Source organism: Sphingomonas sp. ABOLH (assembly GCF_003951715.1).
Classification (GTDB): domain Bacteria; phylum Pseudomonadota; class Alphaproteobacteria; order Sphingomonadales; family Sphingomonadaceae; genus Sphingomonas; species Sphingomonas hankookensis_A.
Map to the genome: position 1 here is coordinate 27741 of NZ_QQWV01000018.1, position 16587 is coordinate 44327.

14 protein-coding genes are annotated in these 16587 nt (G+C 68.1%); 2 read left to right on the forward strand and 12 right to left on the reverse strand.

Annotated features, from left to right (window positions below):
• Positions 1 to 23 precede the first annotated feature (23 nt).
• The 12 genes from tssH to CA237_RS20140 form a co-directional block, all read right to left on the reverse strand.
• Positions 24 to 2648 carry a type VI secretion system ATPase TssH gene (gene tssH, locus CA237_RS10260; RefSeq protein ID WP_066688718.1) on the reverse strand — a complete coding sequence of 875 codons (2625 nt, stop codon included), beginning with the start codon at positions 2646 to 2648 and terminating at the stop codon, positions 24 to 26.
• Positions 2649 to 2691: 43 nt separating this feature from the next.
• A complete protein-coding gene (locus CA237_RS10265) occupies positions 2692 to 3330 on the reverse strand; it encodes a hypothetical protein (RefSeq protein ID WP_066688719.1) in 639 nt (212 codons plus the stop codon).
• Between the two features lie 11 nt (positions 3331 to 3341).
• A complete protein-coding gene (locus CA237_RS10270; protein WP_126013984.1) occupies positions 3342 to 4256 on the reverse strand; it encodes an N-acetylmuramidase family protein in 915 nt (304 codons plus the stop codon).
• The gene (tssG, locus tag CA237_RS10275; protein ID WP_126013986.1) at positions 4253 to 5293 is read right to left on the reverse strand and encodes a type VI secretion system baseplate subunit TssG; all 1041 of its coding nucleotides are present in this window, start codon (positions 5291 to 5293) and stop codon (positions 4253 to 4255) included. Before tssG ends, CA237_RS10270 begins: the two co-directional genes overlap by 4 nt.
• A complete protein-coding gene (gene tssF / locus CA237_RS10280) occupies positions 5257 to 7134 on the reverse strand; it encodes a type VI secretion system baseplate subunit TssF (protein ID WP_232307871.1) in 1878 nt (625 codons plus the stop codon). Before tssF ends, tssG begins: the two co-directional genes overlap by 37 nt.
• 4 nt (positions 7135 to 7138) lie before the next feature.
• On the reverse strand, positions 7139 to 7672 hold the full coding sequence (gene tssE / locus CA237_RS10285; RefSeq protein ID WP_126013988.1) for a type VI secretion system baseplate subunit TssE: 534 nt from the start codon (positions 7670 to 7672) through the stop codon (positions 7139 to 7141).
• Between the two features lie 4 nt (positions 7673 to 7676).
• Entirely contained in the window at positions 7677 to 8468 is a 792-nt protein-coding gene (locus CA237_RS10290; protein ID WP_066688724.1) for a type VI secretion system accessory protein TagJ, read from the reverse strand.
• 4 nt (positions 8469 to 8472) lie between these two features.
• Positions 8473 to 8967, reverse strand: coding sequence for a type VI secretion system tube protein Hcp (locus CA237_RS10295; RefSeq protein ID WP_066688726.1), 495 nt, complete (start codon positions 8965 to 8967; stop codon positions 8473 to 8475).
• A 50-nt stretch (positions 8968 to 9017) separates the two neighbouring features.
• The gene (gene tssC, locus CA237_RS10300; RefSeq protein ID WP_066688728.1) at positions 9018 to 10505 is read right to left on the reverse strand and encodes a type VI secretion system contractile sheath large subunit; all 1488 of its coding nucleotides are present in this window, start codon (positions 10503 to 10505) and stop codon (positions 9018 to 9020) included.
• Between the two features lie 26 nt (positions 10506 to 10531).
• Complete coding sequence (gene tssB / locus CA237_RS10305; RefSeq protein ID WP_066688729.1) at positions 10532 to 11068, reverse strand: type VI secretion system contractile sheath small subunit; 537 nt, start codon at positions 11066 to 11068, stop codon at positions 10532 to 10534.
• Between the two features lie 70 nt (positions 11069 to 11138).
• Positions 11139 to 12128: a type VI secretion system ImpA family N-terminal domain-containing protein gene (locus tag CA237_RS10310; RefSeq protein ID WP_066688731.1), complete on the reverse strand. Its 990-nt coding sequence runs from the start codon at positions 12126 to 12128 to the stop codon at positions 11139 to 11141.
• A 23-nt stretch (positions 12129 to 12151) separates the two neighbouring features.
• The gene (locus CA237_RS20140) at positions 12152 to 12847 is read right to left on the reverse strand and encodes an OmpA family protein (RefSeq protein ID WP_084401338.1); all 696 of its coding nucleotides are present in this window, start codon (positions 12845 to 12847) and stop codon (positions 12152 to 12154) included.
• Positions 12848 to 13083: 236 nt separating this feature from the next.
• Between CA237_RS20140 and tssI the strand changes: the two genes are divergently transcribed.
• Positions 13084 to 15129: a type VI secretion system tip protein TssI/VgrG gene (gene tssI, locus CA237_RS10320; protein WP_066688734.1), complete on the forward strand. Its 2046-nt coding sequence runs from the start codon at positions 13084 to 13086 to the stop codon at positions 15127 to 15129.
• Positions 15126 to 16541 (forward strand): type VI secretion system-associated FHA domain protein TagH, encoded by a 1416-nt coding sequence (tagH, locus tag CA237_RS10325; protein WP_066688739.1) that lies wholly within the window; start codon positions 15126 to 15128, stop codon positions 16539 to 16541. The genes tssI and tagH overlap by 4 nt, the downstream gene beginning before the upstream one ends.
• Positions 16542 to 16587 lie beyond the last annotated feature (46 nt).

Here is a 16587-nt window from a genome sequence, read left to right on the forward strand (position 1 = left end):
GTCGCGACCGTAACTCGCTGCAATCACGCGACCGCCCCATCCGCCGCGCCGGAAGCACCATCGAACCGATAGGTCAGCGCGTCGCCATCCACCGCGACCGCGATCGAGCGCACCTCGTCCCCGCGCATCCGCCGTTCGAGCAGCGCGACCGACATGTCGGGCAGCATCGAATTGGTCAGGATCGCATCGATCATCCGTCCGCCCGACGCCGCTTCGGTGCAGCGTTCGACGATATGGTCGACCACCGCCGGATCGATGGTGAGCGCGATGCCGTGATTGTCGCGGATGCGCCGCTCGATCCGGCCGAGATGCAGCCGGACGATCCCCGCAAGCATGTCCTTGCTCAGCGGATAATAGGGCAGCACCGACAGCCGCCCCAGCAACGCCGGCGGAAACACCTTGAGCAATTCGGGGCGCAGCGCCGTCGCCAGCGCATCGGGCGTCGGCGCCGTTTCCTCATCCTCGGTCAGTGTCGCGATCAGGTCGGTCCCGACATTGGAGGTCAGCAGGATCACCGTGTTGCGGAAATCGATATGCCGCCCCTCGGCATCGTTCATGAACCCCTTGTCGAACACCTGGAAGAACATCTCATGGACGTCGGGGTGCGCCTTCTCGACCTCATCGAGCAGCACCACCGAATAGGGCCGCCGCCGCACCGCTTCGGTCAGCACCCCGCCCTGCCCATACCCGACATAGCCGGCAGGAGCGCCCTTCAGCGTCGAGACGGTATGCGCCTCCTGAAACTCGCTCATGTTGATGACGATCATTGAATCGTCGCCGGAAAACAGCAGCTCGGACAACGCGTGCGCGGTCTCGGTCTTGCCGACGCCCGACGGGCCGCACAGCATGAACACGCCGACCGGCTTGGCCGGATTGTCCAGTTTCGCGCGGCTGGTCTGGATGCGCTTGGCGATGGCGTCCATCGCATGATCCTGGCCGATCACCCGTGCCTTCAGCGCGGTGCCGATCGTCAGCACGCTTTCGATCTCGTCCTTGACCATCCGCCCGACCGGGATGCCGGTCCAGTCGCCGACGACCGCCGCGATTGCATCGCCATCGACCACGCCGAAGACCATCGGATCGTCGCCCGCCGCCTCACGCGCAGCTGTCAGCGCAGCATCCAGCGCATCGCCGTCATCGCCCTCCCGCGCGGCACGTACCGCGTCCAGTGCCTCGCGCTCGGCGGTCCATTTCGTCTCGACCGCCTCGACCGCAGCCCGCGCCTCTTCGATCGCCTCGTCCAGTTCAGCCAGCCGGTCGTCGCGGCGATAACGTTGCTGCGTCTCGCGCTCGACGACGCCGCGTTCCGCCTCCAGCAGTTCCAGCCGCCGCCGCCGGTCCTCGACCGCCGCCGGGGTGGCGTGCTGCGACACCGCGACGCGCGCGGCGGCGGTGTCGAGCAGGCTGACCGCCTTGTCGGGCAGTTGCCGCGCGGGCACGTAACGCTGCGACAGGGTGACCGCCGCGCTCACCGCTTCGTCGAGCACGACGACGCCGTGATGCTGCTCCATCGCCCCGACCACCGACCGCAGCATGTCGACCGCGACATCCGTCTCCGGCTCGGCCACGTCGACCGGCTGGAACCGGCGGGTGAGCGCCGGGTCCTTTTCAAAATACTGGCGATATTCGGCATAGGTCGTGGCGGCGATGGTGCGCAGCCGCCCGCGCGCCAGCGCCGGTTTCAGCAAATTGGCGGCGTCGCCCGTCCCCGCCTGCCCGCCCGCGCCGACCAGCGTATGCGCTTCGTCGATGAACAGGATCACCGGGCTGGCCGCGCCCTCGACCTCGTCGATCACCTGGCGCAGCCGCTTCTCGAACTCGCCCTTCACGCCCGCGCCGGCCTGCATAAGTGTCACATCGAGTGCGCGCAGCGTCACTCCTTTCAACGCGGGCGGGACGTCGCCATCGGCGATGCGCCGCGCGAACCCTTCTACCACCGCGGTCTTGCCGACGCCTGCCTCACCGATCAGGATCGGGTTGTTCTGCCGCCGCCGCAGCAGCACGTCGATCAGCTGGCGGATTTCGCCGTCGCGCCCGACGACCGCGTCGATTTCGGCGGCACGCGCCTTGGCGGTCAGGTCGCTGGAGTAGCGCGCCAGCGCCTCGCCCGCCGGGGCCGGACCGCTCGCCGCCGCCGGAGCGCCCGGTTCGATCGACGCGACCGACGTCGTCTCGGCCGATGGCTTCACGATCGCATCGAACTCCGCGCCCAGCCGGTCGGCGGCGATCTTGCGCCACTCGCCACTCGTCGCGAACAGCGCGTTGCGCAGCGTCGGCGTGCGCAGCATCCCGTAGAGCAGATGCCCGGTGCGCACCTTGCCCGCACCGAATTGCAGCGAGGCATAGAGCCAGCCCTTCTCGATCGCCTCCTCGACCTGCGGCGCGAAGTCCGAGATCGCCGACGCCCCGCGCGGCAATATGTCGAGCGCACCGACGATATCGCGCGCCAGCACCGCATCGTCGATGCCGAACGCCGCCCGGATCGCGGCAATGTCGCCGGTCGAATCCTGGACCAGCAGATGCAGCCAATGGACCAGCTCGACATAGGGGTTGCCACGCATCCGGGCGAAGCCGGTGGCGGATTCGATCGCCTGCAGCGCGCTGGCGTCGAGGCGGCCGAACAGGGCGGTACGGCTGATATCGGTCATGCGGATCCTTGTCGGTCGATGGGCGGGACGCGGGTCGGACGGGTTATCGCACGGTGCGTTTCATGTCGGCGATCGACTGTGCGCCGGCCAGCGACGCCTGTTCCGACCGCGCGGCATCGATCGCGAAGCGGTTGGTCGCGGCGTCCCAGGTAAAGGCGATCGGTTCGAGCACCTCGGCATTCGGCGAATAGGCCTTGAACACCACGCCGATGCTGGTCGGTTCGCCGGGCGACAATATGCCCGCCGCGACCGGCCCGCCGCAGGCGGTGGCTTCATAATCGCCCTGCCCGATCGTCGGGACCAGCGTGACGCGGTCGCCCTGTATCACGCCCGCAAAGCATCCCGGCACATCGGGCGCCAGCGTCGCCTCGCCCGTCACCAGCGTCGCGACCTCGCGCTCACCCGCTACCAACCGGAACGACTGGGACCGGCTCACCTCTACCTCGCTCCATCCATTGCGCCTGGCGCCCGCTTCGGCCGCGGCGAGGCTGGCCGCGCTTGCCGCGCCGGACAGCTTGACCGTCGTCGCCGCCTGTGTCGGGGCGGGTGCCGGCGCTGGCGTTTCGTCGACGACCGCAGGCGACGCGGCATTGTCGGCGACCCCTTCGGCCGACTGGCCCTCCGGCGCGGCGCCACAGGCGGCCAGCGACAGCCCGGCCAGATACAGCATGAATTTGGGCATGATCGGCCTCCTCACTGCGCGGCATATTTCTGGTAATTGGTCCGCATCTTTTCGTCGTATTTGTATTTCCGGTAGCTCGGCCCGTTGTAGATGCGCGCGAACTCCGACCAGCTGCGGTTGCGGATCGCCGACAACAGCCGCCGGTCGGCGCGAACGAAGGCGATGAACGCCTCGACCTGCAGCAGCAGCGACTTCTTCATCGCGGCGACGAACGCTTCGACCGACGAATGGCCCGCCTGGACATGGTTTTCGCCCAGTATCTGGAACGCGCCCCAGCTCGCCGATTTCAGCGCGGCGGCACGGTCGAGCGCCATCGCCCGCTCGAGCTTGGGATATTGTTCGGAATCGCGGCCATAGCCACCCGGCGTTGCGTTGCAGATATCGGGATGGGCGGCGGCAAAGCGGCCATTGGTGTGTTTGTGGAATTTGTGGCGTTCGAACAGGATCGTCGGGCGGCCCTGCGAGTCATACGGACCGCGAATGGCGACCTCGGCCTCCACCACCGCCTTCACCGCTGCCGTTTCGCATCCCAGCCGCGCGGCGATGTCGACATAGGTCGCCTCGCTGATCCCGCCCGGCCCTGCCTTTCCGCCAGCGGCCGGCCGCGGTGCGGGGGTCGCGGGCGCGCCACCTGCCGGTCGTGGTGCGGGTGGCGGGGCGGCCGGACGTGGCCCCGCCGGCGCGCGGCTGAGCGCGGTCAAGGTCGGGCCGCCGGGATCGACCACGCCATCGGGCTTGCCGAAGCGCAGCACCTGCGCCTGGTACCGCGCGATCGCGGCGGCGGTGCGCGGGCCGAAAATGCCATCCTCGCGCAGGACTTCCTGTCCGGCAACACGCCCGCGCGCGCGGTTCAACAGGCTCTGGATCGTGCGGACATCGGCCGTGCGATTGGGTCGCCGTGGACCAACCGGCGTTGCGATCATCATCGTTCCGCTTCCTTTCGTGTCGCCCCCGTTGCCACGCCCCCACCCCGCCTGAGATGCGCGTCACGGCGCACCCCTGCACCACCGCCGCCCAGCCAGCCGCTCCACCCGAGCCGCGTCGCGCCGTCCAGCCGTGCCGGCGTCGCATGTGCCGCGTCGATCTCCAGCGCGACGTCCCACTCCAGATGGCTGGGCGCGAAGGCGTCGAGCGCCTCCGACAGGATCGCGAAGCGGCTGCCCGAGGGGAGCAGCGCGGCATAATCGGCCGGCGACCTTGCCCGGATGACGACACGGAACGCATCGCTCACCACCTTGGCCCGCCCGCCCAGCATCACCTCGTCACCCAGCCGCGCGAACTGCCGACCCAGCCGGGTGCGGTCGTCGGCATCGATGTCGCGCCAGCGCGGCTGATATTCCTCGATCCGCACCGCCTGCCCCAGCAGATGCGTCAGCGCGTCCTCGATCGCCCCGGCGCTGCGCCGTCCGGCGAACAACGCGGCATAATGCACCCGCCCCGCCGCCGGGAACGCAGCATCCGGCCGCACGCCGTCGCCGGCCCCGGTCAGCCGCGCCAGCCCTTGGGCGAAGCGGTCATCCTCCGGCCGGTCGGCCTGCGCGGCGGGCTGTGAATCGCTCCACGCGCGAAAGAAGAATTGCAGCATGCGCCCGGCCAGCAGGTCGAGCCAGCGACCGAACGGCCGCGACCGGGCGTAGCGCCGCTCGAACGTCGCGAACTCGGTGATATGCTGCGGCAACGGCCCCATCGGCCCGGTCAGTCCCAGCCAATATCCACCGACCCGCGCCCGCCCGTCGCGGATTTCGACCTCGGCCAGCGTCGAATCGGGGAAGGCGAGCGAAGGCACCTGCGTCAGGTCGGCAACGCTCTGCGCCGGCCGCCGCGCCCGCCCGACCCGCGGCAGGTGCCGCGCCCGCGCCTCGGCCCCCCGGACGATCGGGAACAGGCCGAACCGCTTGGTTTCGGCCGCCGCCTCGCCCAGGAAGGTCAGATGGTCGGTCGGCGACCGATCCTCAGCGGCCATCGCTGAAACTCCCCTTCATTGGCGCTCGTGACCCAGGTTTCGGTGAAGCTGTTGATGCTGCTGAATTCCGCCAGGAAGCGTTCGAGGACGGCGGAGAACAGGAACATCCGCCCCTTGTCGAACGCCGCGTCGTCCAGCGTCACATGGATGCGATGCCCGCGCGCGATCGACATGCGGTCCATCCCCGGGACCCGCCGCGCGACCCGTTCGGATCGGATCGCGGTCACCCCGTCGACCTGCCGCCGCGACGCGGCATCGTCCTGCCGCCCATAAAGCGCCAAATGATCGCGCAGCACGCCCGGATCGCTGCCGTCCTGCGGCGCCAGGGTCGTGTAGTTGGGCGTCAGATGGCCGATCAGCCGCCACGCCGCATCGCCCAGCCCCATCGGCGGCTGCGGCCGGGTCGGCGCGCGCAGCACGCTGACGGTGCGCGCCGGCACGCCCGACACGGTGAAATGATGGTCGCCGCGAAAGGTCAGCAGTTCGGGCAGCTCGCGGTTCGTCACCAGCGCCCGCACCGCCAGTTCGTCCACCCCGTCCAGCCGCGCGGCATCGCCCGGCGAGGTCAGCGCGATCCATGTCTCCGTCCCGGTATATTCCCCGCGCCGCCGCAGCCGCCGTTCGCGGGTCGACAGCCGGCGCGGCCGCAACTGCGTGGTGTAGAACAGCGCCTCGTTCCAGTCGTACAGCAACGCGCCCGGCGCATAGAGCGGAGCGACGGTGCGTGCATCGACATTGTTCGCGGCATAGGCCTGCACATCGAGGATGCGGAACACCTCGTAATCCAGCGGGCGGGCGCGGTCGGGCACGACATGATGTTCATGTTCGAAACGCGACACCCGCACCCGGCCCAGCTGTTTTTCGAACAGGTTGATCGCCGGCGTCGCGAACAGGCGGAAGTTCGACGGGTCGAGCGCATTGTACAGGATCTGCGCCGATCGCGAGAACAGCAGCACCACGTCGCACGCGGTCGGGCTGACCCGGAACGCCCGGCCCAGCCCCTTCAGGTCGACGAACAGGAAACGTTCGGGACAGGCGAAATATTCGGTCAGCAACCGATAGCCGCGGAACGAGCGCAATTCGGGTGGCAACAGCGCCTGATCGTCGTCGAACCCGACCTGGCCCGGTTCGGGCAACCGCATCCACCCGTCCGGCCCCGCCGCCGCATCGGCCGACCGGGCGATGGTCGCCACCGTTTCGCCGACGATCTGGCGATAGAGTTCGGCCGGCACCGCCTCCGACCCCGCCAGATAGAGCGGCAGCGTATCGGGCAGAACCTGCGGCAATGCCGCGCCGCCGGTCGCCTCGAACCGCAGCCGCAGCCCCGCCTCCGCCCGCACATCGGCGGCGGTGGCAAAGGGCGCGACCGCCGCACGGCTGGGGAGATATTCGGCCTGGGTGATCTTCAGCGGCCACAGCGTCACGTCATGCGCGGTGCGGAATTCGACCGCCACACCATTCTGTTCGGTCGCGGTCGCGGTCAGCGGCGTGCCGCGCGGGACGACATAGCCCTTGGTCAGGATGGGATCGCCGTCCTTCGGCTCGAACCCGGCGATGCACATCGACGGCGTCGGCGCCAGATAATGCGGCTGGACCGCATGCAGCAGGTGATGGGTGAATTCGGGATACTGGTCCGCGATCTTCAGCTGTACGCGGGCACCCAGATAGGCGACCCCCTCCAGCAGACGTTCGACATAGGGGTCGGGATCGGTCGGCGTCTTCAGCCCCAGCCGCCCGGCCACCGCCTCATGTTCGATCCCGAACGCCCGCGCCTCTTCGCGCAGATAGGCGAGTTCGTCGTTGTAATAGCGCAGCAGGCGCGGATCGATGCCGGTGGTCATGCGCTCATTCGCGGACATTGACCGACGCGGTTTCCGCCTCGACCTCGGTACGGAACTTGACCGGCATCGTCTGCGCCGCCGCGGTGATATCGCCCTGGATCAAATAGGTCAGCGCGTGCGGATCGCTCGGGTCCTCGACCGGATCGACCGTCAGCCCCTCGCGCGACAGGCGCGGTTCGAACAGCCGGATCGCGCGCCGGATCTCCCGCGCGCGCGCCAGCAAAGCGCGCCGGTCGAGCGTGCGGCCGGCAAGGTCGCTCAGCCCATAGTTGAGCACGGATTCCCGAACGTGCGGATAGGGTTCGAGGTCGACCAGCGATTCGAGACTGGTGGTGTTGAACAGCCACGCCAGATCGCGCCGAATCGTGGCGCGTAGCGCGGTTTCGTTGAACCGTTCCAGCTTGGGCACCGAATAATAGCGGAATTTCTCGCGCGCGACCGCCGGCACCGCCTCGTCATCGTCGCGCATTCCCGAGATATCGAGATCGGCGACCAGCTTGTCGTAAAGCGTCGGCGTCAGCCGTTGCTGCACCGCCACGGGGTCAGCCGAGCTCGACCGAGCGGACCGACAACAGCCCGCGATCCTCGCCATCCGACGCGGTCCACAGCCGCTGACCCACGCCATGCCCGTCATCGCGCCATCCGGTCGCCCTGGCCGCCAGCTCAGCCGGATCGGCGGACAGGTCGGGATAGCGCGCGGGCAGCAGCGCGGCGATGCGCGGTCCGGCCTTCAGCGTCAGCTCGACCGGATACCACACGATGTCGCGCAGGTCCTTCGGCCCTTCCGACGTGATCTTCGCCACCGCATCGAACGGCAGCAATCCATACCGCCCGCCGATGATCGCCTCGATCACCGGGCCGAAGCGCGGGTCGGCATCGGCGATCCAGTCGACCGCCACGCCGTCCAGCGTGCCCGGCGTGTTCGGCGCGTCGTCGAACGCCGCCGCGCGGACGTCGTCGGCCTGTTCGGCGGCACCGGTCGCCGCCAATTGCAGCGCCTCTGCCACCCCATCGGCCCAGTCCGATCCGCCATGAATGATTGCGCGTTCGCGACCGGCCATCACCGCCGCGCGCGTCGCCTCCGCATCGATCGCCTGTCCATAAACGACCGACAGCATCTGCGCCTCGGGCGACAATTGCGCCAGCGCGGCGAGATGGGTCTTGGCCTTGGCCCAGTCGCCCTGCACCGCCAGCAACTGCCACAGGAACAGCCGGGTCGGGACATGGCCCGGATCGGCCTTGACGACTTCGACCAGGACGCGGCGCGCCCCGTCGAAGTCGCCGGCACGCAGCAGGTCGTCGGCCTGCGAACCAGTATCGACGACCGCCGCCATCGCGTCAGCCCGCCTCGTTCTGGCGGATGTCGTAATAGGCGGTGACGACGCCGCCGTCCTTGCCACCCTGCGCGTTCTGCGCCTGATAGTCGAACGTCACCTTCGCACAGTTGAACGTGACCGATTCCATGATCGCATCGCCGCCCGACGCCCCGTTGTTATGGATGTCGGACACGATGATGTCTTCGAGCTTGATCTTGTAATAGGTCAGCGGGTTGTTGCCGTCGCCCGCCTTCTGCGAATAGATGATCGCTTCCTTGATGTGCTTGCCCGAAGCGCAATGCTTGAACAGCAGCGGCGACGACTTGTCGACTTCCTTCTGGATGCGGATGTCGGAGATTTCGGCCTTGCCCGAACCACCGCCGGCGCCGCCGCTGTGGAACGAACCATGCTGCACCGCGCCGAAATCGAACGAGATGATATCGATTTCGCCCTGGTGGTTCTTCTTGGACGATTCACCCTGGACACCGTCAATTTTGAGAAACAGATCGACTGCCATTGACTTACTCCCGTTACAAACCGTGAAAGCCCGGACGGAAAAAGGTTACGTCAGGACTTGGGCAAGCGTGAAACCATGCTTAGCGCCACATCCATCCCTTCGAGCTGGTAGTGCGGCACGAACATGAACTTCCCCTTGTAATATCCCGGGTTCTCCTCGTCTGGGATCACCTCGATCTTGGCCTGCTTCAATGGCAGGCGGGCCTTGGTCTCCTCGTTCGACGTCGTCGGCGAACCGTCGACATATTGGAGGACCCAATTGTTGAGATCGCGCTGAAGCTGTTCGGCTTCCCGCGATCCGCCGACCCAGTCGCGCACCATGCACTTCAGATAATGTGCAAAGCGGCAGCTGGCGAAGATATAGGGCAGGCGCGCCGACAGATTGGCGTTGGCGGTCGCTTCCTTCTTGTCATAGGCGGCGGGCCGGTGGACGGTCTGCGCGCCGATGAACGTCGCCTGGTCGGTATTCTTGCGATGGACCAGCGCCATCAGCCCGGCGGCGGACAGCTCCGCCTCGCGCCGGTCGGAAATGGCGATTTCGGTCGGGCATTTGTAATCGATGCCGCCCTCGTCGGTCGGGAAGGCCGCCGTCGGCAGCTCCTCCACGGTGCCGCCCGATTCCACGCCGCGGATGCGGGTGGTCCAGCCATAGGTGTTGAACGCTTCGGTAATGCGCGTGCCCATCGCATAGGCGGCGTTCAACCACAGATGATGGTCGTGCGCGCCGCCGGCATCCTCCTCGAAATCGAATTCCTCGACCGGTTCGGTCTTGGCACCGTATAGCGGACGCCCGAGGAAGCGCGGCAGGGTCAGCGCCAGATAGCGGCTGTCCTCCGACGCGCGGAACGAACGCCATGCGCCGTAATCGGTCGCGTCGAACAGCTTGCCCAGATCACGCGGGTTCGACAGCTCGGTCCAGCTGTCCATGCCCAGCAGCGACGGCGCGGCGGCGGCGATGAACGGCGCATGGGCCGCGGCCCCGATCCGCGACAGCCCGCGCATGACCTCCAGATCGGGGGCGCTATGGTCGAAGCTGTAGTCGCAGACGAACGCGCCATAGGGCTGTCCGCCCAGCTGGCCGAACTCGTTCTCGTAGATCTTCTTGAACAGCGGGCTCTGATCCCACGCCGCGTCGCGATACTGGCGGAACATCCGCCGCGCCTCTTCCTTCGACATGTTCATCACGCGGATTTTCATGTCTTTGCCGGTCGAGGTGTTCATGACGAGGTAGTTGAGGCCGCGCCATGCCGATTCCATCGCCTGGAATTCGGGATGGTGGATGATCTGGTTGATCTGTTCGGTCAGCTTGCGGTCGATCGCCGCGCGCATCGCGTCGACCGTCGCGAACACGTCGCCGCCGACGATCTGCGCGTTCGACAGCGCCTGTTCGGCCAGCGTCTGCACCGCCTGTTCGATGCGCGACCGGCGTTCCTCGGTCGCGGGCTTGAATTCCTTTTGCAGCAGCGCCTGGAAATCGCTCACTTCTTCCGAAGTGGCGGGCGCGGTGTCGTTGCTCTGGCTGAAGGCTTCCTGGGCCATGGTCCGCTCCTGTTCGCTACCGGGGTTCAGGCCTGGGGTGCCGACGGGGCGCCGTCAGCCTCGCTCCGGGCCGCCGCGCGTTCGGCGAGCAGCGCCTTCAGCAGCGCCGGGTCGTTCAGCACCTTGTCGAGCAGGTCCTGCGCCCCGTGCTTGCCGTCCATGTACGACAGCAGGTCCTCCAGCTGGGTGCGGGCCTCCAGCAGCTTGGCGAGCGGTTCGATACGCTTGGCGATCTGTCCGGGCGAAAAGTCATTCATCGAATTGAGCGTCAGGTCGACCGCCAGCTTGCCCTCGCCGGTCAGCGTGTTGTCGACGGCAAAGGCGACGCGCGGAGCGATCGCCTCCATCCGCTGGTCGAAATTGTCCATGTCGAAATCGACGAATTCGCGGGATTCGGCGGCCTTCTTGTCCTTCAGGCTCTTGCCCGACAGGTCGGACATCACGCCCATGACGAAAGGAAGTTCGACTTTCTGGCGCGCGCCGTAAGTTTCCACTTCGTATTCGATATGCACCCGGGGCTTGCGATTTTCCCTGATGAAACGCTGCCCGCTCTTGATCGCCATGTATCCGCATCCCTTCTGACGTTTCGGCCGGACCAGAACTCTGACCCGGCGCCCTGCTGTCGCACCGCAATCACATGAGGTCGGATCCCCCGTCCGTTTCGTTTCTGGAACGTAATACGCTCAAGGCCTCGTTTCGGCTCCCTGGTGCAATGTCATCTAGGATCGAAACGAAGTCCATTGTGATCCACCCCTTGATTCGGACGAGTGCTATCGGAATCGGGCTGGATGGTTCGGCACGTCCGTAATAGTCGATGATGGAATCGATTGCCCTTGCCACATCGTCGCGCGACGCGATCCGCCCTGGCGCCGATGCAGGTGATGTGATTGCAATTGCGGGCGAATCGCCCGCGTCCCCTGCCGCGGGTTCGGCCGGTTCGGCGGCGCCGAAGCTGCGCATCGCGTCGAGGATCGAATCGATCGTGTCATAGGTCGCGGCGAAGTTGGTGCCGGTCTGCCCGACCGCTTCCGACCGTTCGGACAACACCCGGTCGGTGCGCAGGATCGCGGCACGGAGCGCTTCCAGTTGTTCGCGTTCCTCGACGATGCGGTCGACCGGCGTATCGGCCAGCGCCGCGCGGAACGGGCCATAGCCGTCGGCCGCCGCGCCCTCCGCGGCAAAGCGTTCGAAATCGCCGCCGGAAAAGCTGCCGAGCCGCGGATGGTCGATCAGCGGCACCCGGCGCAGCGGGGCGAGAAACTCGCCGATCCGCACCAGCGATTCGCATGCCCCGCGCCGCCCCTCGACGCCATATTCCTCGACGCTCGGATGCACGCTGTCCCAGAAGCGCTCGACATAGCCCGCCAGCAGGTCGAGCGCGTCGCCGACCACCGCCAGCCGCCCGGCGCGCGCGCCGGCCCGCGCCAGATACACCGCCAGCCACAGGTCGCGGGTCTCGCCCATCTGCGCGACGATCGCGCGGATCGTCGCGTCCCAGTCGACCTCGTCCGGTGGCGATGCGAACGCCTGTTCGATCACTTCCCGCGCGGGGTCGTAGGACAGGTCGGGGCCGGCCGGCGCGTCGTCCGACACCGGCTGCAACAGGGTTTCCCGGTCGATCATGGTCACGGCCGCCGCCGGCGCGATCAGGAGATCAGCTCGGCTTCGACCCGGCGGTTGGCGGGACTGGTGGCGCTGCGTCCGGGCAGCGGCTGCGACGATCCGAATCCGCGCGTCTCCAGCCGCGACGGTGCGACGCCGCGCGCGATCAGATAGTCGGCGACCCGCTGCGCCCGGCGGACCGACAGCGGCACGTTGATGCCGCGCCCGCCGCGCTCGTCGGTATGCCCCTCGATCCGGAAGCGGCGGCCCTGCAGTTCGGGCATCAGCAGCGACCGGGCGAAGACCTGCGCCGCCGCCTCGCCCTGCGGGGTCAGCCGGTCGGAATTGAGTTCGAACCCGATCATCAGGTCGGCCCGGCGGCCCGAACCGGGGTTGGCGGTCGGCGCGGCGGCGGCGGCATAGGCGCGCGTGCCGACGCTGCGGCCACTACGCCCCGAGCGTTCGGCGACCGCGCCGCGCGCCGGCCGGCGCTGGGTCCGCGCGACCGGTGCGGGGGTCGCCGACGACGCCTCCGACCCCTCGCCTGGCCGGGCGAGGCGGAAGCCGCGCGTGTCCGGTGCGTCGCGGGTGACCCGGTCGGGCGTCGCCCCGTCGCATTTGCCGGCAAAGGTGCACAAATAGCCCTCTACCGTCGGTGTCCGCGCGGCCGGCGCCTGTCCGGCCAGTGCCGGAGTCGCGATCAGCGCTGCCATGGAAACCAGTGCGATACGTAGCGTCATAGTCTCGTCCCCTTATCGGTTCCGATACGATTAGGCCCCCGCCCTGTTGCCATATTCTAGCCGCGATTCGCGATGGATCACAATCCCGAAACGACCGTTTGATTTGGCAAGGCATTGTACGGCGACGGCCAGACCGATAGGTTTGCGGTGGAGAACCAAGCAGTTCACAGCCGCGGATCGCAGGCTGTCGCACACAGGAGTAACCGGTGGCGGACGCAGGGCAACGGCTTACCCAGATGTCGATCGACGTGGGCGACGAACAGGTCGTGCTGCAACGGATCGAAAGCGAGGAACGGCTCGGCCGTCCCTTTCTGGTACAGGCGACGATCATTTCGCCGCTCGAACTCGACCTCTATCCCCATCTCGGCAAGCCCGCCGGCCTCGCCGTGCTGGAGGATGGCGAACTGCTCCGCCGCTTCCACGGCCTGGTGACGGCGGGCGAATATGTCGAGGAAAAGCCCGACGGCCATCATTACCGGCTCCGCATCGAACCCTGGACCTACTATCTGGCGCAGAACCGCCAGATGGCGATCTTTCAGGACAAGACCGCGGTCGAGATCATCCAGGAGGTGATCGAGGGCGCCGGCATCCAGGACGTCGACTATACCCGCCTCGCCAAGCCGCGCATCACGCGGGGCTATACCGTCCAGTATCGCGAGAGCGATTTCGACTTCGTGTCGCGGCTGATGGAAGAGGAAGGCATCTACTATTTCTTCCGCCACGATGCCGACCGGCACGTGATGGTGCTGTGCGAGGGGCCGGCGTCGCACCAGCCGGGCAACCCGCCGCAGCTGCGCTTCAATGCCAACGCGATGTCGGTGTTCACCGCCAATTCGAAGAGCCGCTTCGACGCCCCGCGCGACATATTGCAGAGCTGGGTCGAACGCGTCGCATCGAGTGGGCAGGCACGGGTGACGGTGCGCGACTACGACTTCGAATCGCCCGACCAGCCGCTCGCCAGCGAGTCCGCCGGACAGGGCGGCCACCCGCGCGACGACCGCGAAATCTTCGTCTATCCCGGCCGCCATGTCCGCGAAAAGACCGGGCGCGGCGACCAGGAACAGGTCGGGCGCGAGCGTGGGCAGACGCTGCTCGATGCACAGCGCGCCAACCGTCGCGTGTTCACCGGCACCAGCCAGGCATCGGGCATCACCACCGGACAGCGGCTCGACGTGGCCGATCATCCCGCCGACCGGCTGAACGGATCGTACATGGTGATCGCCGCGACCCATTCGATCGCCGCGGAAGCCTATCGCTCGGGCGAGCAGGAGGATGAGGAGCCGTACAACGTCCGGTTCGAGGCGATCCCGGCCGACACCGTGTACCAGTCGCCGCCGCAGACGCCGCGCCCCCGCACCACCGGTCTCGAAACCGCGATGGTTACCGGGCCGACCGGCGAGACGATCTACACCGACGAATATGGCCGGGTGAAGGTCCGCTTCCCCTGGGACCGTGCCGACACGCCGGGCGAACGATCGACCTGCTGGATCCGCGTGTCGCAGACCGGGGGGCTGGGCAACGTCATCCTGCCGCGCGTCGGGCACGAGGTGCTGGTAGATTTCCTCGACGGCGATCCCGACCGGCCGATCGTGATGGGCCGCGTGTTCAACCGGTCGCACATGCCGGTCTACGACCTGCCCGCCAACAAGACGCGCGCGGTGTGGCGCACGCTGACCTATGGCGCATCGGGCGACTATCCGGAGACCGAGGCGCTCGACAGCGGGCAGACGCGCACGTCGAACGAAATCCGGTTCGAGGACAAGGGTGGGCAGGAGGAACTGTTCATCCATGCAGAGCGCGACATGAACAGCCGCGTCCGCTTCGATGAATCGCGCCATGTCGGCCACAACCAGGACCGTCGCGTCGGGCTGGACCGCACCACCAATATCGGTCGCGACGATACCAGCACCATCGGTCGCAACGAAACCCGCACCGTCGTCGGCGACAGCAAGACCGAGGTGCAGGGCAAGCGCGAGACGCATGTCATCGGCACCGACGGCCTGCTGGTCGATGGCGCGCTGTCGATCGAATCCAAGACGGCGATCACCATCCGCGTGAAGAATTCGAAGATCACCATCGGTCCCGACAGCATCACCATCCAGTCGCCGACGATCAACGTGCAGGCGAACGATCAGGCGGTCGTCAACGCGCCCGACACGCGGATCAATGGTTCGGCCACGCTGCTGCTGAATGGCGGGCGGACCGACATCAATCCCGATGGCGGCGGTTCGTTCGGCGCGCCCGAAGCGCTCGGCCCGGCGGCGGGTGATGGCAGCCGATGACGCTGACCCTGTCGGTCGTCGCCGGCCCCGCCACCGCCGCGCCGCTCGCCATCGACCGTCGCTCCGCCACGATCGGCCGGGCGGAGGGATGCGACTGGATGCTGGCCGATCCGACCCGGCATCTGTCGTCGCGCCATTTCGACATCCGCTTCGACGGCAGCGACTATCGCCTGACCGATCGCAGTACCAACGGCACCTTCCTGGCCGATAGCGGCCAGCGCGTGTCGCCCGACCATCTGATCCGCGACGGCGACCGCTTCACCGCCGGCCCGTTCACCATCCTCGCCCGGATCGATTCCGGCGGCGCGGCGACCGGGTGGAGCGGGTGGAACGACACCGCGCCGCCCGCTCCATCCTCGCCCCATGACGGCTGGGCACCCGCCGACACCGGCGGCGGGGCCAGCGCCGGCTGGGGCCCGCTCCCCGCCGCGACCCGCAGCGGCGGCAATGCCGGCTGGCAACCGCAGACCGGCCCGTCGCTCGCCCGCCCCGAAGCACATCGCGCCCCGGCGACCGGCTGGGGTCCGCCGCCCGAGCGCGCATCGGGCTGGCCGGCGCCCGCCCCTGCCACCCCCGCCGCGCCGGTGGTATCGACCTGGGACAGCGCGATGCCCGCGCCCGATCCGGCCTCCGCCTGGTCCAGCGCCGCACCCGACCGCCCGCCCGCGCCCTCCCCCGACGATCTGTGGGGCCGCATCGCGGAGGGCAATGTCGTCGATTGGGCGCGTGGGGGCTTCGGCCAGCCGGTCGAACCGCCACGCGATCCGTTGGGCCTCAACCCGCCGCCACCGGCCCCGCAGGCTACTCCAACGCCGGCCGCGCCCCCGCCGCCGCCTGCGACCGGCGCCGGCGATGCCTTCCTCGCCGCGCTCGGGCTTGATCCGGCGAAGCTGTCGCCCGACGCCGCCGAACGCGGCGCATTGCTGTTCCGCAAGCTGGTGGCAGGGCTGGTGGTGATGCTGGAGGCCCGCGCACGGGCGAAGGCGCAACTGGGGGCCGAGGCCACCGCCTATAGTCCCGAAGGCCACAACCCGCTGAAATTCGCGCGCAGCCCCGACGATGCGCTGGCGATGCTGCTGGGCACCGAACAGCCCGGTTTCATGCCCCCCGACCGCGCGGTCGAGGATGCGTTTCGCGACCTGCAATCGCATCAGGTCGCGACGCTGCGCGCGATGCAGGGGGCGCTGCGCACCACGCTCGAACGCTTCGCGCCGTCGGCGATCCGCGCGCGGGCCAAGGACGGCGGCGTGCTCGAACGCGTCCTCCCCTCGGCGCGCGACGCCGCGCTGTGGCAGGCCTATGAACGCGAGTTCGGCGGCGTGGCGCAGGGCTCGGACGAAGCGTTCCTCGACATGTTCGCCAAGGAATTTCGCGACGCCTACAACGCGCAGGGTGTGGGCCTACGGCCGTGATCGGGGGGGGGTGCGCGCTTCTTGGAGCCTGATCGACCTCACCCGA